This is a genomic window from Leptospira selangorensis (assembly GCF_004769405.1).
In the GTDB taxonomy this organism is placed as follows: Bacteria; Spirochaetota; Leptospiria; order Leptospirales; family Leptospiraceae; genus Leptospira_B; species Leptospira_B selangorensis.
The window spans coordinates 45,344-65,791 of sequence record NZ_RQES01000010.1 but is presented as its reverse complement, the minus strand read 5'-3'; the positions used below and the strand labels follow the sequence as shown (position 1 = coordinate 65,791).

General features: G+C 39.8%; 17 protein-coding genes. 10 read left to right on the top strand and 7 right to left on the bottom strand.

All coding sequences use genetic code 11. From position 1 onward, the window contains the following. Positions 1 to 4: 4 nt before the first annotated feature. Positions 5 to 2,347, bottom strand: a complete 2,343-nt coding sequence (locus EHO58_RS05910; protein ID WP_135679260.1) for an ATP-binding protein — start codon at positions 2,345 to 2,347, stop codon at positions 5 to 7. A 90-nt stretch (positions 2,348 to 2,437) separates the two neighbouring features. Between EHO58_RS05910 and EHO58_RS05905 the strand changes: the two genes are divergently transcribed. The 3 genes from EHO58_RS05905 to EHO58_RS05895 all read left to right on the top strand — a co-directional run bounded on the left by EHO58_RS05905 (position 2,438) and on the right by EHO58_RS05895 (position 5,070). Continuing rightward, positions 2,438 to 3,310 carry an alpha/beta fold hydrolase gene (locus tag EHO58_RS05905; protein WP_135679257.1) on the top strand — a complete coding sequence of 291 codons (873 nt, stop codon included), beginning with the start codon at positions 2,438 to 2,440 and terminating at the stop codon, positions 3,308 to 3,310. A 345-nt stretch (positions 3,311 to 3,655) separates the two neighbouring features. Next, a complete protein-coding gene (locus EHO58_RS05900) occupies positions 3,656 to 4,273 on the top strand; it encodes a response regulator (protein WP_135628400.1) in 618 nt (205 codons plus the stop codon). A gap of 164 nt (positions 4,274 to 4,437) precedes the next feature. Beyond that, positions 4,438 to 5,070: a hypothetical protein gene (locus tag EHO58_RS05895; RefSeq protein WP_135679590.1), complete on the top strand. Its 633-nt coding sequence runs from the start codon at positions 4,438 to 4,440 to the stop codon at positions 5,068 to 5,070. Between the two features lie 20 nt (positions 5,071 to 5,090). On the opposite strand, the gene EHO58_RS05890 is transcribed toward EHO58_RS05895, so the two are convergent. The 6 genes from EHO58_RS05890 to EHO58_RS05865 form a co-directional block, all read right to left on the bottom strand. Continuing rightward, a complete protein-coding gene (locus EHO58_RS05890) occupies positions 5,091 to 5,798 on the bottom strand; it encodes a lysophospholipid acyltransferase family protein (RefSeq protein ID WP_135679254.1) in 708 nt (235 codons plus the stop codon). Continuing rightward, positions 5,795 to 6,151, bottom strand: coding sequence for a hypothetical protein (locus EHO58_RS05885; protein ID WP_135679252.1), 357 nt, complete (start codon positions 6,149 to 6,151; stop codon positions 5,795 to 5,797). The genes EHO58_RS05890 and EHO58_RS05885 overlap by 4 nt, the downstream gene beginning before the upstream one ends. A 4-nt stretch (positions 6,152 to 6,155) precedes the next feature. Continuing rightward, a complete protein-coding gene (locus EHO58_RS05880) occupies positions 6,156 to 7,574 on the bottom strand; it encodes an FAD-binding oxidoreductase (RefSeq protein ID WP_135679250.1) in 1,419 nt (472 codons plus the stop codon). Between the two features lie 2 nt (positions 7,575 to 7,576). Further along, complete coding sequence (ppk1, locus tag EHO58_RS05875) at positions 7,577 to 9,694, bottom strand: polyphosphate kinase 1 (RefSeq protein WP_244241103.1); 2,118 nt, start codon at positions 9,692 to 9,694, stop codon at positions 7,577 to 7,579. A 121-nt stretch (positions 9,695 to 9,815) separates the two neighbouring features. Beyond that, entirely contained in the window at positions 9,816 to 10,253 is a 438-nt protein-coding gene (locus EHO58_RS05870; protein ID WP_135628406.1) for an LIC13259/LIC11441 family protein, read from the bottom strand. 45 nt (positions 10,254 to 10,298) lie between these two features. Continuing rightward, a complete protein-coding gene (locus EHO58_RS05865; RefSeq protein ID WP_135679244.1) occupies positions 10,299 to 10,619 on the bottom strand; it encodes a hypothetical protein in 321 nt (106 codons plus the stop codon). 116 nt (positions 10,620 to 10,735) lie between these two features. Here EHO58_RS05865 and EHO58_RS05860 point away from each other — a divergent pair, with 116 nt between their 5' ends. From EHO58_RS05860 to fliD, 7 genes are all read left to right on the top strand, one after another. Further along, positions 10,736 to 11,245 (top strand): DinB family protein, encoded by a 510-nt coding sequence (locus tag EHO58_RS05860; RefSeq protein WP_135679242.1) that lies wholly within the window; start codon positions 10,736 to 10,738, stop codon positions 11,243 to 11,245. Between the two features lie 17 nt (positions 11,246 to 11,262). Beyond that, entirely contained in the window at positions 11,263 to 11,583 is a 321-nt protein-coding gene (locus tag EHO58_RS05855) for an SH3 domain-containing protein (protein ID WP_135628409.1), read from the top strand. A 38-nt stretch (positions 11,584 to 11,621) separates the two neighbouring features. Continuing rightward, positions 11,622 to 12,419: a hypothetical protein gene (locus EHO58_RS05850; protein ID WP_135679240.1), complete on the top strand. Its 798-nt coding sequence runs from the start codon at positions 11,622 to 11,624 to the stop codon at positions 12,417 to 12,419. A 164-nt stretch (positions 12,420 to 12,583) separates the two neighbouring features. Continuing rightward, positions 12,584 to 16,093, top strand: coding sequence for a PAS domain-containing protein (locus EHO58_RS05845; protein ID WP_135679237.1), 3,510 nt, complete (start codon positions 12,584 to 12,586; stop codon positions 16,091 to 16,093). Continuing rightward, positions 16,083 to 16,490 carry a response regulator gene (locus EHO58_RS05840; RefSeq protein ID WP_135615132.1) on the top strand — a complete coding sequence of 136 codons (408 nt, stop codon included), beginning with the start codon at positions 16,083 to 16,085 and terminating at the stop codon, positions 16,488 to 16,490. The genes EHO58_RS05845 and EHO58_RS05840 overlap by 11 nt, the downstream gene beginning before the upstream one ends. Positions 16,491 to 16,650: 160 nt before the next feature. Beyond that, complete coding sequence (locus EHO58_RS05835; RefSeq protein ID WP_135679235.1) at positions 16,651 to 18,411, top strand: acyl-CoA dehydrogenase family protein; 1,761 nt, start codon at positions 16,651 to 16,653, stop codon at positions 18,409 to 18,411. A 71-nt stretch (positions 18,412 to 18,482) separates the two neighbouring features. Then, the gene (fliD, locus tag EHO58_RS05830; protein ID WP_135679233.1) at positions 18,483 to 20,426 is read left to right on the top strand and encodes a flagellar filament capping protein FliD; all 1,944 of its coding nucleotides are present in this window, start codon (positions 18,483 to 18,485) and stop codon (positions 20,424 to 20,426) included. Positions 20,427 to 20,448 lie beyond the last annotated feature (22 nt).

Below are 20,448 nucleotides of genomic sequence, written 5' to 3'. Positions count from 1 at the left end.
TTCATCATACCTTTCCTACAGGCACTCGGACAGTGACCTTGGTACCTTGTCCCGGATTGGATTCTAAGTGAATCGTCCCGCCGTGATCAGTGATGATACGTTGAGAGATAGTCAATCCTAGTCCAGTCCCCTGTTTAGTTCTCCTTGTCGTATATAAAGGTAGAAATGCCTTCTCTGCGACCTCGGCGTTCATTCCTGGACCGTTATCTTGAATGGTAAAACTCACCATCTCTCCGTTCAAATATAATTCTTTTCGTGCGGAAACTTGTATCAATGGAACGGCCGGTTTATGTTCCATTTCCGAAATCGCGTTAACTGCATTCACTAGACAGTTGATCAATACTTGTTCGATTTCCTGCCAAGCAACATGGATCTGAGGAAGTTCAGGATTGGTAACCCGTTTCAATTCGATCCCATTCTTTTTACAACTTACCTCGATGAGTTCGCAGGCTCTCAGAAGGATAAAATAAGGAGAAACCAATTCTTTCTTTCTCGGAGCTCTTCTTCCCAAATCCAAAAGACCTTTGATCAGATCTCTGATCCTTAAGGCGGCACCTTCTATTCTTTTATAAACTTTTTTTCTTTCGATCGGGTCAGGATCTTCGTGTTCTAAAAGATCTTCTAAATATAATAAGCTGGATTGGAGCGGGTTATTTACTTCGTGAGCGATACCGGCTGCGATTTCTCCGATAGATGCAAATTTTGCGGTCTCATATAATTGCCTGTCCAATACCTTGGTTTGGGTCACATCCGAGAAAATTAACATAGCCGCTACAGGGAAATCTTGGTATTTCTTGAGTGGAAGGAACTTTATAGAAAAGTAATTTTCTTCTTCCCCCAATAATACCATGGAAAAGTCCAGATAAGCAGCTCTTTGTGTGCGGATACATTCCTCTAATTTGACTAAGATCCCTTTTTGAGCTTCTTCCGGGAAAAGAGAAGGAAACTCATCGTCCACATCCACATTTAAAAATTGGAATAAATAAAATTTCAGAATAGGGGCTACTTCCAAAACTTTTCCCTGAGGATCCAATATTACGATCCCGTTATTCATGGAGGCGAATAAGTTCCGGAGTTTCATTTCGGAAGCACGGATCAACTCTTCATTCTTCTTTTGTTCCGAAATATCTAAAAGAAGTAAGATTGTTCCGATCCTATTCCCGTAATCATCTTTCAAGGAAGAAGAAGCTAATAAAAACGGAACCTCGTGTCTGCCTCGGATCGTTATCCTTGTCTCTGCCCTGGAGCCCAAAAGGATCATGTCCATTGCTTCCGGCTCTAATTTTAGAAGTTCCCTTACTTGGACACCTATGATCTCTTCTTTAGAAATTCCTAATAGAGAACTGATATTATTATTCACATAAGTGATAAATCCTTCGTCGTCAGTGGACAAAAGGGGAACTTCTAGGGAATTTAAGAGAGCACCCTGGAATTGTAGGATTTTTGCAGTTTCTCTTCTTTGTTTTTCTATCCTTAAATATTGGAGAGAAGAAAGAAGATCTTCCACTATCTCGAAATACAGATAGTTTTCCCCGGAATCGAACGCCATATTCTCTCTAGAGATGATCTGTATCCCGCCGATAATTTTACCTTCTTCTCGAATGATCAGACTTAAGGATCTTCTGAAATCTTTTGCGACTAATGCTTCTTCCCATTCGGGATAAATGTTAGAACCGAATTCATAAATATGGAATTGTTCTTTTCCATCCAAGAGAGTTTCGAAAGGAGATTTGGACTTTTTTTCTTCCCAAGCGGTTTCTAAATTTTTTCTCCACTTAGAATCCAGATCCGATTGGATCAGTATCTGATCTGCACCGTCTTCCCTTCTATAAAAACCCCAGACTAAACTATAATGAGGATTTTCTTTAAGTGTATCACATATCTTTTGGAAAAGAGTACTTTCAGAACTCAAACGAAGAGATCTTAAATTTAATTTTAAAAGTCGAAGGGTTCTTAAGATACTTTGTAAATAATATAATCTGAGTTCAATTTCTCTAATCTCTGATCTTTGGTAGATATGAAAAATTAAAGGTGAATTAGGAGTTTCCGAGAATGCGTTGATCGTAAAGTCGGCAAGAAGAAGTGATCCATTACTTTTTCTCAAATTCCAAAGAAGAGAGATGCCAAGTTCTTCTGCTCCGGTCCCGTAATTTCCGATGCTGTCCGGGCGAGCGAGTAAATTGCTTAGACTAAGGTTCTTTAGTTCGTCCGGATCATAACCTAAGATAGAGCATGCCTTAGGATTCGAGCCGAGTATATTATAACTCCCAGGCTCTAAGATCAGAATTCCTTCCTGGGCGGGAAAGAAGGCCTTTTCTAAGAGTAGAACTAATTCCCGGTTCTTCATGAATTGTATATAATATCGGAATTCCGCATCGTAAAATTGATTTGGATTCCTTGCTAGATTCGACTAGAGAGGGAATCATTGACCCAATCTATGGATTTTGTATACGAACTTTTTCTTCGAAATTATACCAGGCAAAAAATTCGGTTTATGGAGAAGGAGCTGGGATTTCAGCGCCTGCAACTTGACCTCGGTGGACACAAAATTTTCTTCTTGAAGAGACCTTCTGCCCAAGGATCGAACAAAACTCTTTTTTTCATCCATGGACTTCTGGATTCTGCCACAGGTTTCAGGAGACTGGCTCCTTTTTTACGAAATGACTTCAATCTTTTAGTCCCGGATATTCCCGGTTTCGGATTAAGTCCTCTTCCCAAAGTGAAATATCTGTACCAAGTTGATGTATTTGCGGACCTTCTTTACAATTCGATCCGCAAACTCGCGTTAAACGATGTTGTTTTGGCCGGACATTCCATGGGATCCTTGATTGCGATGATGATCGCAATGCGTGATTCTCAAAAAGAAAAGAGGATCCAGAGACTTGTGCTACTCGCTCCGGGCGGAATTCCACACCCACAAAGAGACGAAATGAGGAAGTTACTTTTTCCTTCCAAAACGGAAGAGATCGAAAGGCTTCTTACTGCATTATATCAGGAGAATGTTCCGGAATTGGGTGGTATCGCCAAAAAGGCGCTGCTCAGTCAGTGGAATAATTTGGCTCATCAATTTTTAACGGAAAATACTTTGGACAGGGAGAAAGAAATTTTTCTGGGCAAAAAACTTTCTGCAGTTTCTCAAAAATCCCTGATCATATCCGGGACAGAAGATCCGATCACAGATCCTCCTATGGTAAAAAAATTACATTCCTATTTAAAGAAAAGTAAACTGGTCTGGATTCCAAACGCGAAGCACGCTCTTCATATGGAAAGACCAAAGGATGTCGCAGAAAAGATCAATTCTTGGCTTTGAGGGTCAATATTTTAGTTACGTTTATACTCCCCGAATAGGGGAGGGAACCGTTTATTAAACGAACTCGTCATAGTTTGGAAATAAATTATATATTAATAAAAGATAATACGCTTTTTATCTATTTCTCCCATTGGAAATTTTATCTCGGAAACATAAAAGACAGACACTCGAATTAAAAAAAATCGTGAAAAAATTTCGCATACGTTTGTTCCGGAAAATATGGATCATCATCATATTTTATAAAATTGAAAAAAATCTTCCTACCGTCGTCCGAGTTTTTTGAAAAACGAATATAGAAATTAGGATCGAAAAACCGTAATACAAGGGGCCGGTCGGCGGATGAAAATGGAAAAAGTAAAAATCGCTATAGTTGAAGACAATTCCGAGTTTGCTCAGACCTGTGCAAACACTCTCTCTGTGATGGAAGAAGTGGATCAAGTGGAAGTGTTTTCTTCTACTGAGGACTTATCACAAAACCGTCGAGATAAATTTGATCTTGTATTTATGGATATCGTCCTTCCTGGTAAATCCGGGATCGATTATATAAAAGAAAGATCCGATTTTGATAGCGACCCTAAGTATATTATGCTTTCCACGTTAGATACTGACGATGCTTTGATACAGGCAATGAAGGCAGGTGCGGTCGGGTTCGTTCTCAAAAAAGATCTGAAGGACATAAAAGAAGTAGCGAGAATGGTAATGAGAGAAGGGGGAATACTTTCTCCCGGTGCTGCAGCTAAGGTGATCTCCTTTTTCAGAAAACCTCCCACAAAGGAGACACATTCTTTAACTCCTAGAGAAAAAGAAATTCTGAACCATATTATCAACGGTTATAGAACTAAAGAAATAGCGCGTAACTTTGGAACAAAAGAAGGTACGGTTCGAATTCAGATCAAAAGTATTTTTAAAAAATTACAAGTGAACTCTAGAGTGGATCTGGTTCGGAAGTATTCTCGTTTCTAAAAAGCCTACTAATCCAAACGGTCTAATTTTACTGCGACAGTAAACATTAGTTCTCGTGACACCGAAAGATTAGTTTTAAAGGAATGTAAAATAAAAACTTAGCTAATTTGAAATAATAGGGAAACTTGCTTTCATCGGATTGTTACTAGTGTATGGTATACGACATGATGGAGATCCGAGAAACGGAATGGTCCGAAGCTCTGGCTCGTCTCGCCGTGGTAGTTTCCACTTATAAACATGTTGGAAGTACTACGGATCAAGTCTTTCTGGCTTGCGAGTCATTATGGGCGGATTGGGACGGCTTCGAGCCTACTGGGCCTGATTGGTTACAAGGTTTTGAGGAATCCATGGACGAAGGAGAAATGCAATATGCTGCAAACTCCTTCTCTCAAGTAAGATCCTTACTTAGAGAAAAATTAGAGGAAGTCAATCATACATTCGAGAACGGAGATGACTCTGCAATTGGCGGTTTGATCTTAGAATTGTCTGACGGAATATACTCTTTATTAAACGGACCTGAAGAACCTGATAAAACTGTAGAATCCATACTTATAGAAGCAGAGAAACTTTTAGAAATACTTTTAGAATCTAACGATCTTAAGTTTCCTGAAGATGAAAATTTATCCACTATCGATTTGGAGCTGATTTCCGATCTGGGGGAAAGAGAAATTTTAAGAGAATTGATCTCCGCTTTCGAATCCGCTGTAGAATCCAAACAAAACGGAAAGGCATTATATCTTTTGATGTCCAGGATCTTTATAGTTCACTGGAGTTTTTACAGACTAAGAGTGGCTTGATTAGAAAATTATAATTTAACTTACCTTTTTCTTTTTGTTTCCGCTGCCAGTCGAACCTCTTCCCTCAAATTTTCCGCCTCTTGTTGGGAAATTCCTATTTGATCCAGCATGAATGTTTCGAATTTTTTTCTCCAAATTTCCAGTTCATTGTCTCCCTTAAGTTTTGGGACGTAAAATGGTTCCGAAATAAAGAACTCAGCTTTAGAGAATAGTTTGGGGACTGGAGTTCTGTCCCAACTTTGTACGATCCTATAATGATCGTATTTAGCATAATAGGATAATATAGGAAATCCGGTCATAGAAGCTAACTGAATGATCCCAGGTTTGAGGGTATAAACCGGGCCAGTAGGACCGTCAGGTGTGATCAAACTGATATTTCCTTTTTTTGCGTCTTGGACCAATGCTTTTAAGGCGGCGGCTCCCCCTCTTTTACTGGAACCTCTTTTAGGTCTCATTCCGAAATGAGAGATCACTCTTGTCGCCAGCTCCCCGTCCTTGGATTGGGATGCCATCGGGATCACCTCTAGGCCGTAACGTTTTACGTAAAATTTATACGTAAAATCTATAACGAATGGGATTTGATTATGCCAAAGAGATAGAACGAATCCTTTTTTTTGAAGAAGTAACTCTTCCGACTTTTTAGGGATATTGATTTGAGTCCAACGAACAGTTATATAAATAATTTTTAATATTGTTGTGGCGATGAAGGAAGCGATTGCGATCTTCATCGCCGATTTCTCCCTTGGAAAAAAGGTAATAAAAAGAGCCAGATGGATGATAATGCAAGTCCCATACTGTCTTTGAAAACTTCTGAATCCAGATCCGGTTTAGGATTATCTAAAAAATTATAAAATCCCCAAACAAAATATCCTATCCCTATCGATTTTCCTAAACCGGCGATTAAGATCCTTCTGCCGGGATCATGAAAGAAAGAATACCATTCCGTGGAATACAGAAGACTAACAGTTAGATAAGTCGGGATCCAGACTTGTGGTTCCGATTTTATATAACTTAGGCCCGCAAACACGATCCAGGTAATTACGGTTAGAAACCTAAAAAAACCGGATAGTTTCTTTTCCATGGTTTTAGGGGAGGATTTTCCCCGGATTCAAAAGATTTTTTGGGTCTAGAGCTTTTTTGATCATTCTCATGACTTCTATCTCGGCAGAAGAACGAGAAAAATGTAAAAAGTCTTTTTTCAAAAGACCGATCCCATGTTCAGCGCTAATTGATCCATGATGTTTTTGTAATAGTTCGAACATGGAAGGATCTACTTTCTTACATTGTGAGAAAAACTCCGTATCGGAAAGGTCCTTAGGTTTTACTATATTTAAGTGAAGGTTTCCGTCACCTATATGGCCAAAAAGTGCGATCTCGAAGCCGGGATATTTGGAAGAAAGTAAAGCCTGCATATCTTCCAAGAAAGGATTCATATTCCTAAGCGGGAGAGATATATCGTTTTTATGAACCGTATAATCTATGGAAATAGATTCGCTGATACCTTCTCTATATTTCCAAAAGGTTTCCGCTTGTCTTGAGTTCTGAGCTAGGCTTCCGTCGGAAACATAACCTTTTTCCATAATGGTTTCTAAAAAGGAGAATAGTTTCTCATCATCAGATTCTTCAGTGATCTCGAATTCCATTAAAACATAGTATGGACTCACTTCTGAGAACGGATCTGGAACATGTAAATGATCCATCACCTTGTCTAAACAATATTTGGTCAGAAACTCGAATGCCAGAATAGGCAAGGACATATTATGAGTTTCTTTAAATAATTCTAATATAGAAGGGAAATCAGGGACTGCAGTGAAAAGTATACGATTGTCTGCGGGCTTTTTGGTAAGTTTAAGAGTACATTCGGTGATGATCCCCAATGTTCCTTCGGAACCTATGAATAAATGTTTAAGGTCATAACCAGTATTGTTTTTTAGGATCTCTCCGTTAAATTCAAGGATCTCTCCCGTACCTGTAACTACTTTCAGACCCAAAACCCATTGGCGGATCAGTCCATAGTGAACCACTCTTACCCCGCCTGCGTTAGTCGCTATGTTTCCGCCTATATGAGAGGAGCCTGTGGCTGCGAAATCTACAGGGAAATAAAAACCTCTTTCTTCCGCTTCTTTATGCAGATTTTTAGTGATCATCCCTGCTTGTACGGTTAAGGAACCGAAGAATGGATCGAAATCCAAAACCTGATCCATCTTAGTAAGGGAGATCACTATTTCTCCGGACTTAGCTACCGCTCCACCGGCATAACCTGTTCTTCCACCGGATGGAACGATCTTGATATCATTCTCGAATGCGAATTTTACGATTTCCGAAACTTCTTGGGTGTTTTTAGGGAATGTTAGAATTTCATAATCCGGAACATATACTTTTGTTCTGTCCGTTCCGAAAGAAAGGAATGTCGCCTGATCCATTTGGGTTTCGTCTTTGAAAAAAACCCTGTCTTCTCCCAATAGGGATTTAAGTTTATTTTTATTTTCTTGGCTAATACTCATATTTATTCCGTGAAGTTCATTCTTTCGATCTGGCTATCCACAGGCTTCTCGCCTTCTACTCTTTCTCTTTTGCGATAGATACCGTCGGAAGAAAGTAATCTGGCTTTAACATTGTCCCTGATCTGAACATCTAAGATCTTTTTGATCCTATCTTTATTTTTTGCATCTAAGATAGGAAATAGGACTTCGATCCTTCTTTCAAAGTTTCTAGGCATACAGTCTGCGGAAGCGAGGAAGGTACTCTCTTCTCCGCCTGAAAGGAAATAATAAATACGTGTATGTTCTAAGAATCTACCTACGATGGAGATCACTGTGATATTTTCCGAAATTCCAGGGAGCCCAGGTTTTAAACAACAGATCCCTCGAATGATCAACTCTATGATCACTCCGGCCCGACTCGCATTATACATTGCTAATATAATATGAGGATCGACTAAACTGTTCATTTTGAAAATGATACGCGCAGGTTTTCCGGCCTTTGCATTTTCAGTTTCTTTTTCGATCAGAGTTAAAAATACGGTTTTTAGATTATGTGGAGAAGCCGCCAGCTTGTTCAAAAAGGGCATCTTTGCATAACTAGTGATAGTATTGAAAATAGTGGAAACATCTTCAGTAATATCTTTGTTAACGGTGAAGAAACTTAAATCCGTATAATATTTACTGGTTGTGGAGTTATAATTTCCGGTTCCAAGGTGCACGTAACGTACCAAGTGTTCTTCTTCTCTTCTTACGATCAGAAGCATCTTACTGTGGATCTTAAGTCCTACTACTCCGTATACTACGTGAACTCCTCTTTCTTCCAGTTTTTGGGCCCATTTGATATTTCGTTCTTCGTCGAATCTTGCCTTTAACTCAACAAGTACCGTAACCTGTTTTCCGTTTTCGGCTGCCTGCCCTAAATATTGGATAATAGGCGAGTCCCCGCTTGTACGATATAGGGTCATCTTGATCCCCAAAACTTTCGGGTCTTCGCTAGAAATCCTAAGTAGATCTTCGATCGCTCCGAAAGATTGGTAAGGGTGATGTAATAATCTGTCTTTCTTTTTGATTGCTTCGAAAATTTTCTCAGGAGATTCGAACTTTAAAGTGGTCTTCTGCTGGAAGAATGTATATTTGAACTTGGAAGTATGTTCCAGTCCGTAAAAATACATCATATCACTAATATTTAATATAGAAGATACGTCAAAGATCTCATGATCTTGTAATTCCATGAGTTCTTTTAGGGTGTTTCTTACGAAAGCGGAAGTTCCTTCGTAAATGTCCATTCTTACCGCGTCTCCCCAGATACGGTTTCGGATCTCCTTTTTCATAGTAATGAGAAGATCCTTTACGGAAGCTTCTTCGTCTATGGAGATGTCCGCATCTCTTAGTATCCGGAAAGGATAAACTTCTTTTACCGTCATTCCATAGAATAAGTCATCCACATGAAGTTTGATGATCTCTTCCAGAGGGAAAAATCTTCTGGTCTTACCTTCTCCCTTAAGCTGTAAGAATCTTGGTAATACGGACGGTACTTGAACCACTGCAAACAGGTCTTTTTTTAATCCTGTTTTTTCATCATCTGCGGTAAGAACGATCGCTAAGTTTAAGGATTTATTAAGTATATGAGGAAACGGGTGTGATGGATCTATAGAAAGTGGAGTTAAGATCGGAGAAACATCTTCTTTATAATAATGTTTGATATCTTCTATTTCATTTTTATTTAATTCATCCGGATTTAAGATGAGATGGATCCCGTTCTCTTTCATTTGTTCCAGAGTATAAGTTAGGGTTTCGTATTGAACATTTACGAAATTTCTTACCTTATTGGATAACTCTGTTAAGATCTCGGAAGCTCTTTGACCATTCAGACTTTTTTCGTCGTTACCTTCGGCTAATATGTTTCTCAAACCTGCGACGCGGACCATATAAAATTCGTCCAAATTTGATTCAGTAATACATAAAAATTTCAGACGTTCCAGAAGCGGATTTTCAGGATCGTTCGCTTCTTCTAAAACCCGCTTATTAAAATCCACCCAGGAAAGTTCACGATCAAAAAAGATATCGGAGTTACCGATATGGATCGGTCCCTTATTTCCGTTTCCTCCGCTTCCTAAGGTTTGGGTTTCGGGAGATTTTATCTTTTGGGCCACTAATTTAGTCCTACTTTCTTCTGGTTTAAAATGGACGGGCCGAGAGTCAAGTCTGCTTTTAAGGGCAAAAGAAGCGGATCCCTAAGGATAACCGCTTCTTCCTTGTACGTTAACTTATTAGTTTTCCTGTTCCTCTTTCATCGATCAAATAAGGATTTCGGACTTCTTTTGTTTTAGAGATCCAAACCTTTCCGGTTTTAGGACAAATAAAAGAATAGAATTGTAATTTAGGTGCTATCTCTTTTAGAGAAGAACATAACTCTGAATATAAAAATTCCTGCTCTTCTCTCGAGCTCGCTTTCTCCAATAATTCTGCAAAGGTCAATGACTTAGCATATTTGATCCTTTCTTCTCCGGAACTTTCTTTGGCCTTGCGGATCATTTCGGAGAGCCCTTTCGGATTTGTTCTTTTGTCATCGCCTGAAAGTAATTGTTCATGAAATACGACAAGCCTTTGGAATAATCTCAACTCTGAAGATTCCGCAGCTACCGGAGCGGAAACTGAAACCACGGATGCCGCGGCTATGTATGCGAATACGTTGCGCATAAAATTCTCCTATATTATAAAAATTAAATATATTTGGAGAAGGTTCTAAATGATAAGTCGGATCGTATATAGATTGGAATCGAAGGCGGAAATATGTAACGGTGCTTCCGAGTCCGAGAAAGAAGGTGCAGATTCTGAATGAGAAAGTAGACCTAAATTTTTCCAGTAGGTGGAGGCAGCTTCCGTTTCTATTCTTTCGGATTCTTTTTCTAAAACTACTAAGTTAGAAAGAGCAGAATGAGAGAGCTCTAAATGAAAACTTTGTTTGGAATGTTTTGTTCCGGCAAAAGCTGTTACCGTTCCGTTAGCAGATACTGCGAACGAAAAACAGAATACGAGTAATCCTATGAAAGCTCGGACAAACATTTAAGATTGGACCGGGAATCTAATCGATAGGTTTCCTTTTTATTTGGAAGGAGTAGTGGTTGTCTTCAAATTTTAATATGTATTGACCTATTTGGATCATTGCTCAAAATTTCAGCATGATAGATCCAGAATACTGTGTCGCTTTGGCAGAATACAATCGTTGGCAAAACGAATCCTTATTAAATGTTTCTGAAAAATTAAAATCAGGCGAATTGGAAGAAGATAAAAAACTATTTTTCGGTTCAATGGCAAAGACTTGGAATCATATCATCATGATGGATCTTTCTTGGTTGGATAGATTTCATTCTAGGCCGATCCAAAAATTGGATTTCCAAGAAATGCAATTTTCTAATCTGACAGAACTCAAAAAACTTAGGACTGAATTAGATTCGACGATTTCCGAATGGGTAAAAACCATAACCTCAGAGTGGCTTACACAAGATCTGAAGTTTTACAGTTACATGTACAAAAAGGAGATCACATTGCCGATCTGGCTTTTGATCACTCATTTTTTCAATCATCAGACCCATCATCGCAGCCAAATCTCTACGGCATTATTACAGAGCGGATTGGATTACGGAGTCACGGATATTCCTTGGAATCCTTTTTATCCAAAATTAAGATAATATATTCAGGCAAACAAATGAAACAGATCCTCGCATTCTTTTTAACTTTTATCTCTCTTTTAGTTTGGAACTGTGCCTCGGTAGAAAAGGTAGAACCTCGTAAGATAGAAAAGATCATGAAAGTCCATGCAGGAGGAGGTCTTCGTTTGAGGATCTCTCCAAATATAGAAGCTAAAAAAATAGATCTGGTTCCCGACGGTGATGTAGTCGAAACTTTCGGCGAAACAGGAGAACTAGAGATCCAAGACGGCAAACAAGGCCGTTGGGTCAAAGTGAAGTGGAAGAAAAAAGACGGATACGTATTCGGCGGATTTTTAGAATTTATCAACGTCAAATAATTTATACTTTTTGAATATTCTCCTGTTAAGGAATTCCATTGAGAAGATTAAGAAACCAATTTATCGATATTATTTCATTCCAAAATGCGGCCGGGTATTTTGCTGCAATTACGTTTTTTGTAAGTTTATTCTCCTTATTGATCGATCCTAAGATCGGCGTATTAACTCCTGATATGTTAGAGGGAGGAAGATGGTGGAATGCTGGACTATTTGTTTTTCATCTACTATCTCCTGCCGAGATACAGGCCGGAACTTATATGCCTTGGATCTTCTTGATCTTCTACACGTATTTGGTTTTTTCGGTCGGCAAAATTTTGGAAGAGGATATGGGTTCTCTCCGATTTAATCTATTTTTGTTTTCCTTAATGTTCTTCATTACGATAGGTGGAGTTCTTTCTCTATACTACCCGTTGTTCGTGGAAACTAAGATGATCTATGATTGTCTTTTATTGGCCTTGGCGATCCGTATGCCTAATTTGGAATTTTTCATTATTCCTATTCGAATGAAATGGATCGGGATCGCGTTATTCGTGTATCTGTTCTGGGAAAGAGGAGACGAGATGAGAATGTTTAATTCGATCCTACCTTGGGCGGGATTGTTTTTTGGATTCTCTAGCTTATTGTTATTTTTCGGAAGAGATATCTTAGGCACCAAGATCCGGGAGCACAAAACTTCTACTTGGAAAGCCAAACAATCCGAAGTATTCACGGTTCATAAATGTTATGTTTGTGGAGCTACTGAAGCCACGGATCCTCAATTGGAATTCCGTTATTGTGTGGACTGCGAAGATAAGGAATATTGCGAGAATCATCTTCATAATCACGCACATTCTTAAGAGAACCTTATATCCCTTAAGAGCGGATTTTTTTGTATTCTTCTAAGCTTGTAATTTATTCGATTTTTTTTAAACCGGATTGACTTTCTTTAGGTTAGGTGTGAAATCTTCCGGCACTCCAAAATTCTCTCGGGTGCGAAGGGAATTTTGTAGGATAACCTTCCGTGAATTCGATCGTTTACTGGTTTGAAGAATTATTCGCCTCCCTTCCTTTGTCCTTTATAGACATTTGGGGCAGATTCGGCTATATTGTCGGGATCTTTTTGATGATCTGCGCCTACGGAGGATTTACTTTTAATCCCGGAGGCAAATTCGGTTTTGGTCGCCGAAAACAAAGTTGGGATACCCAGGCATTTTTAAGTATTCCATTCACTTTTGTTTTTATTTTTATCACTGGTTATATCGGTTCCTTTATCGTTTTGGTTCCGGGGGCTCAGACATTCGAGTCTTTAAAAGATCTAACAGTTTTTCTTTGTATTCTTTTATTCGGTTATCCTGCACTTCTTGCGGTCCCTTTTGCCTACGGACTTTCGGATCTGATAGAAGGTGTTCCTCCCAATTTTTTATTCGATTGGCTTTTAGGTTATTTTATCAACCCGGCTTGTTTCTGGGTGGCATATCAGTTGATCGGAAGAGATCCCGATTTCAAAAAAATAAAGACCTGGATTTTATATTCGATTTTCGTAATTATCTTCATGAGTATAGAGCCTCAACTTTGGGGATACATCTGCTCTGAACAATTTACTAGGGAGATTTCTTACCGTAATATCACTCCTGCACTGTTCTTTACCACCGGAGTCACTTGGGTAGTTGCTCCCTTCGCGATGTTGATCGCATTACCTTTGGCTAAAAAATACGGATTATTTTGGGCAGAAATTCCAGGCCATACAAGAGAGCTGATCTTAAGTTATAAAGAATGGTATTGGCAGGAAGAAAAATTCGGAAAAGACGGGGTTCCTTTGGGACAAGGGCTTCCGATCCGGATGTTCTTAGTCACTCCGTTCATTCTTTTAGTTTTGATCATGGTGGCAGCCACTGCTTATTTAACTTTAAGAAGTTCAGAAGCGGCATCCGGAAAACTTGCGGCAAGATTACACCAAGAGATCTCGGAGAATATTAATCTTAGGCTGGATGATTATCTGGATCGTTCTATCCGGAAAAAACCGGAAGAGATCTCTCTTTTATTAAAAAATACGAATATAGCCAGACATGGTAGAGCTTTTATTATAGATAGGGAAACTAGGATTATTGCTTCTTCGGACTTACGTTTTAGCAATATCGGTTCTGCTTCCGAGAGTGGGGATCCAGTAATAAGAAATTCCGTCCTTTCTGTTCTGAAAGATTATGGAGATCTATATTCCGTTAGGGCGGCATTTCAGTTTAGATTTGATATAGTAAATGCAAAACCCGTTTCCAGAGAGACTTGGCTAACCCAAGTAACTCCATATAGAGACAATGCAGGGGAATACGATTGGATAGTGATCACTGCAATGCCCGCTTCTTATTATTTAGAAGGTGTACAGATCGGTAATAGCGAGTCTGCAAAAGTATTTGCCGTCGCCTTGACTCTTTCCCTTTTGATTGCGGCATTTCTCGCAGGGATTGTTACATCACCAATACGTAATATTTCTCAAGCTACTAGAGCTATGGCAGAAGGTGACTTCTCCCAAAGGGTTCCTTCCAGCAAATTGGAAGAGATCGGGATACTTGCATTTTCATTCAATCATATGGCGGAGCAGTTACAAGAAGCGTTCCGTAGAACAAAGGCAAGCGAGGAACAATATAAAGATCTTGTAGATACTACGCCTGGTGTTGTTTGGGAGGCGGATGCTATCACCTTTAATTTCACATTTGTGAGCAAACAAGCTGAGGATCTATTGGGGTATTCTGTAGAAGAATGGAAAACTCCCGGATTTTGGGCGGACCATATTCACCCGGAAGATAAAGACTATGCGGTAAATTATTGCGTAGCTTGTACGGGAAAATTAGAAGCCCATGATTTCGAATATAGGTTCTTGAAAAAAGACGGAACTGTCGTTTGGCTCAGGGATATGGTAAAAGTAATCGCAGAGGGTAATAAGGAAAAATGGCTTCGCGGAGTGATGGTAGATATCACTGAACGTAAGAGTATAGAAGAGAAATTTTTAGAAAGAAACAGATTTGTAGAATCCATTTTGGATATCAGTCCTGATATATTATATATTTATGATATAAAAGACGGAAAGAACGTTTATAGTAATATCGGTGTGGAAAGGCTATTAGGGTATTCCGTAGAAGAAATTCAGGAAATGGGGAATTCTCTTCTGAAATCACTGATGCATCCTGATGATTTCCAAGCGTACTTAACCAATATAATTCCAAAGTATTTAAACGCTCTAGATAGAGACGTAATCGAACACCAATATAGGATGCATCATAAAGATAAGAAATGGCGCTGGTTCGTTTCCAGGGAATTGGTCTATAAGAGGGATCAGGAAGGAATTCCGACACAAATTTTCGGTATATCTAATGATATTACTAAGAGTAAGGAAGCAGAAGAAACTATTCTAGATCTAAATGCAAATCTGGAACGTAAAATCGATCAAAGAACAGAAGAATTAAAAAGAACAAATGGAGATCTGACGGAAGCTTTGGAGTATCAGAAGAAGATCTCCAAGGAGTTGAATGAAACTCAAAGCCAACTTCTTCTTTCCGAAAAATTAGCTGCGTTAGGCCAGCTTGCCGCCGGAATGACTCACGAATTAAACACCCCTTTGGGAGCGATCGTTTCTTCAAATCGTGCAATTTTGGATATTTTGTACGAAGAGATTAGGGAGATACCTGACCTTCTTCTTAGCTTAAATAAAAAGGAAATTGAATATTTCAAATTTTTGTTAGATGAAAGTTTAAAGGAAATTTCCCAAGCAGAAATTTTACCGAATCGTTCTTTGAGAAGGGAGCTCGTTCGTGTATTTAAAGAAGCTTCCGTTCAGGATCCGGAAAATGCCGTAAATATGGTCTTAGAATTGGGGATCCATAGATTGGGAGAAAAACTTCCTGAACTTTTAAAGACTGAAAATTCTCTGAAAATTTTAGAGGCCGTTTCTTCTATCGCTTCGGTTGTAAGATTCAGTAATGTAATCTCAATCGCTACCGGAAAGGCCTCTTACGTTGTGGACGCACTTAAAAATTATCTAAACCCAGGAACGCATAACGGAGATGAGGAGCTTGTTCCGGTCGATATAGAGGTGGAGCTGGAAACAATCATCGCACTATATCATAATAAGATCAAATACGGGGTAGAAGTAGTTAAACATTATAGGACGAACGAACTTTGTTTGGGAGATCCGGATAAGTTGAATCAAGTATGGATCAATCTATTAAATAATGGATTGCAGGCCATGAACTATAAAGGTAAAATCGAAATTTCGATCGAGAAAAGAGAATCCTGGATTATAGTTTCTTTCGCAGATTCCGGTTCGGGAATTCCAAAAGAGATCCAAGATAAAATTTTCGATCCATTCTTCACTACTAAAAATCCTGGAGAAGGTATCGGTCTTGGTCTGGATATATGCAAAAAGATCATAGAGAAGATGGGCGGAAAAATAGAGTTTGAAAGTGAGCCTGGACGCACTAAGTTCGAGGTTTGGTTGAAACCTGCGAACCGTAAAAAAGAGGAATCTATTGGAAACTGAAACATCACAGAATGCGATCCTATGTGTGGATGATGAGGCGATCATCTTAATTACCTTACAAAAGGAATTAAAGAAGCAGCTTGGAAATTTATTCCAATACGAGACTGCATTAAACGCAGAAGAAGCTATGGAAGTCATAGATGATCTAGTAGGCGCCGGTGTAAACGTGATCCTGATACTTTCCGATTGGTTGATGCCGGGGATTAAAGGAGATGAATTCTTAATTTTGGTCCACCAAAAGTATCCTAAGATCCGATCCATTTTGATTACCGGTCATGTGGATGCCGCTGCAGTGGACAGGGTAAAAAAAGAAGCAGGGACTTATACAGTGATCCCGAAACCTTGGGACGTGAATAAGCTAATGGAAGCGGTTCGAGTTTGTTGTAATTTAAATTAGAGCGAGCGTTACGAAAATCGCCTCAGGAAACATTTATCCGATTTAATATTTTGCCCTTCAAACTAACACCAGTTCATTCAGATGTTTCACTTTTGAAAACGAATTGACCTTTCCTATTCTAAGAAGATACTTTATTATCTCCTAAAGGAATCTTCTAATCATGCTACAAAACAACTACTTCAACGATGTATCCGACCTGAGGTTACATTTCGATCATATTATTAATTGGAAGGAAATTGTAGATTCCTACGAGGGCGGATTTACTGATGCCGCAAAATATAAAGCGGGAGATGAAAGATTTGCTGCTGCCCCTTCTACTCATGAAGAAGCATTAGAATATTATAAAACTTTATTGGACTCCGTGGGAGAATTTGCGGGTAAAGAGATCGCTCCTTATGTTGCCGAATTGGACAAAGTTGGGGTAAAATTCGAGAATGGAAAAGTTACATTCCCGGAAAAATTATTAGAGATCGTCCGAAAAGCAAGAGATGCAGGACTACAACCTACAGGTTTTTCTAGAAAGTACGGCGGTTTAGGAGTTCCTTGGACAGTTCGAGCATTCTTTAGCGAAATTTTATATAGAGTGGATGCATCCGTTTGTATTTCGATAGGTTGTGTGAACTTGGCAGAGATCGTAGAAAAAAATGGAAGTGAAGAATTAAAAGACGAATGGTTGCCTCGTTTAGCGGCGGGGGAATTTGCCTGCGCTATGGGACTTACGGAACCCGATCATGGCTCCGATCTGCCGGGACTTCGTACTAAGGCTACCCATAAAGAAGGAAATACCTATCTACTAAACGGAACCAAAAGATTTATCACCCAAGGTTGCGGCACTGGCGAAATTCCTGCGATACTGTTACTATTAGCTAGAACTGGAAATCCTGGAAGTGGAGCAAGAGGACTTTCTTTCTTCTTAGTTCAATCCAAAGACATACAAGTTGCCGGAATAGAAAAGAAAATGGGATTACATTGTTCTCCCACTTGCGAGATCGTTTTAGAGAATACTCCCGGTATCTTGATCGGAGAAGAAGGCCACGGACTTATCAAACATACGATGGGAATGTTAAACGGTGCACGTATGGGAATTTCCCAACAAGGAGTTGGGATTGCGCAGGCGGCATTAGCCGAAACTAAAAAATATACTTCCGAAAGAATTCAATTCGGAAAACCGATCGGGACTATTCCCGCAGTCCGTAAGATCCTTCGCAGAATGGAAAGAGAAACGATGGCAATGCGCTGCTTAATGTTAGAAGGCGCCCGTGCAATGGATCTATATTATTTCAGGGGAGATCATCTGAAAGAGAAAGGCGCCACAGAAAGAGATCTAAAATCAGACGTGGTCCTGAAGTATTGGGAAAAGTTAGCCGGAATACTTACGCCAATTTCAAAGTTTTATTGTTCAGAGTCCTGCGTAAAGATCGCGGGTGATGCGGTTCAACTTCATGGAGGAGCAGGTTTCACCGAAGACTATGACGTCTCCAGAATTTACAGAGACTCTAGGATCACAACCATCTATGACGGAACTTCTCAAATTCAAGTCAATGCTAGTATCGGTGGTGTAGTTACCGGCATGACTGGTCACGGTTTTTTAAGAGAATATATAGATAATGAATGGTCTCATTTCCCAATCGAAGAAACCAAAGTCCTTTCCGAAGTTTGGGATGGTTTCCAAGAGGCCGTCGCTATGTATAAGGATCTTGCTACTTCCGAAGAAAGAGAAGAAACTGCGGATGAGATCGTATGGGCAAGTGCCAGACTTCTTTCCGGTTTATTATTCTATCGTTCCACACTTCGTATTCCGGAAGAGTTTAGGGCAGAAAGACTTTCTTATGTGGATGAGTATAATCTGGACAGTCTTGGCTATATGGAAGGTCTGAAGGCGAAGCTTAAAGTAAAGGTTTCGGCAAGACAGACGGTTTAAAACGCAGAAAAAAGCGATTTTTGCCCTTATACTTTTAGGAAATCGGTCGATGGAATTAGAAGGAGGGGACTATGCCCGCATTCTCTATTCCGGGACTGAGTTCCGGCCAGGATACGAACCAAATCGTAAAAAAACTGGTAGAGCTGGAAGCAAAGCCGATTCGCCGTTTGGAAAGGCAAAACGGTTTTAATCAGGCTCAGGTCAAAGCATGGTCCGATCTTAAAACCCTCACTACTGACCTCCAAAACAAAACTAGAGAAATTATATCTTTCACTGCGCCATTTGCGACCAAGTCGATCGTTTCTGATCCGGAAGGTGTGATCACTGGAGATGCTGCGCGTTCTGCAAGCAGCGGAAAGCGTAAGATAGAAGTGAAAGAACTTGCGACCTATCATCAGATCTCAGGTGATCCTATCGATTCTGAAAGAAAGATACCTGCCGGTACTTTCAAAGTTCTTTCGGGAGAGATAGAGAAGGAGATAGAATTCCAAGGTGGAACTATCCGAGATCTATATCTTACAATTCGTACTGCTGCTGCAGGGATTATTCAGCCGACTATCGTAAAAGTGGATCAAGATAAGACGGTTTTAACTTTAGCCGCTTCTCAGTCCGGTAAGGACAATCAACTGAAGTTTGATGATCCGAACGGTGTGCTTAAGGCAGCCTCTCTTGTAGGAGGAATGCTTCCTCAGGATCCACCTCAGTCTTTTTATCTTCCTTGGGAAGCAAGTCAGACAAATCCTTTCCAGCCGGATAAGTATGGAATGACAGCAACTTCTAAACCTACATTTATTGCGGCCGACCCCGAGAAAAAAGAACCTTCTAAGATCAAATTAAGCTCTAAACAAGCATTCCAATTTCATATGGATGCAAAAGAAGGGAAGAAGGGAGCAAGAATCGAAGCTACTCTTTCCGAACCTTTGGAAGAAGGTGAAACGATTTCCTTGGGTGTGATCTATGATCAGGACGAGCAGGACAAAGTATTTTTAGAGCAGGCCTATCATAAAGAAGGAAAGGTCCGCGTTACTTTCAAATCCAATATGGATGGAAAGAAGATCCATAAGGTAATCGTAATCAATCAGACCGGAAAGGAGAAGGAATTCTCTAATTTCAGATTTGTCCTTCCTGCTGAGTTTAACAGTGCTAAACCTGCAAAGACAATCGTAGAAGCTAAGGATGCCGTATTTTTAGTAGATGGAATCGAGATCACTCGACCTAAAAACGAAGGTTTAACCGACGTATTGGATGGGGTGCTTCTGAACCTGAACAAAAAGAGCGAAGGTGGTCCTGCTACAGTAGATATCAAGGTGGATTCCGTGAAAGGGATCCGAATGATCAAAGAATTTATAGAAGCATATAATAATGTTCTAAAATACTCCAAGGATGCTACCGCAGTTAATAGAGAAGGCGGGATCAGCGATTCTAAACTGGAAGATCCGGATATTACCAGATCCTTCTGGGAAAGAAAAACTAAAACAGGTATTTTAGCCGGAGAGAATTCGGTTATCCGTTTGGTCGCAGGTATGAAAACGGTGACCACTTCTTCTTTTCCTGCTTATCCTAATTCTGAGATCCGAACACTTTCAGATGTTGGAATTTCAACGGGAGATGTGGGAAGTAAATGGGCGGATATCCAAGAAGGCCTTCTGGCTCTGGACGAGGCAAAACTCGCTGCTAAACTTGCGGAGAATCCGGACGCAGTTCGTCATTTATTCGCCCAGGATACAAATTCTGATGCTAGAATGGACACCGGAGTAGGCGTAAATCTGGTAGAACATTTGAAACCTTATACCCAGTTCGCCGGTGGACTGGTCACAAGCAAGATCAAGTTATTGGAAGAGCAAGTCTCCGATAATAATAAGAAGATCAAAAACTTCGAATCCCACCTGATGAGTTATGAAAAAAAACTCAAAGAAAAGTTCCTGTATATGGAGCAGGGTGTGGGTAGAAATAAGGCCGTCGGTTCCTATCTGAATAATAATCTCAGTAGGGGACAGGGCGGAGATGATAAATAAAGGAATTATAATATAAACGGAG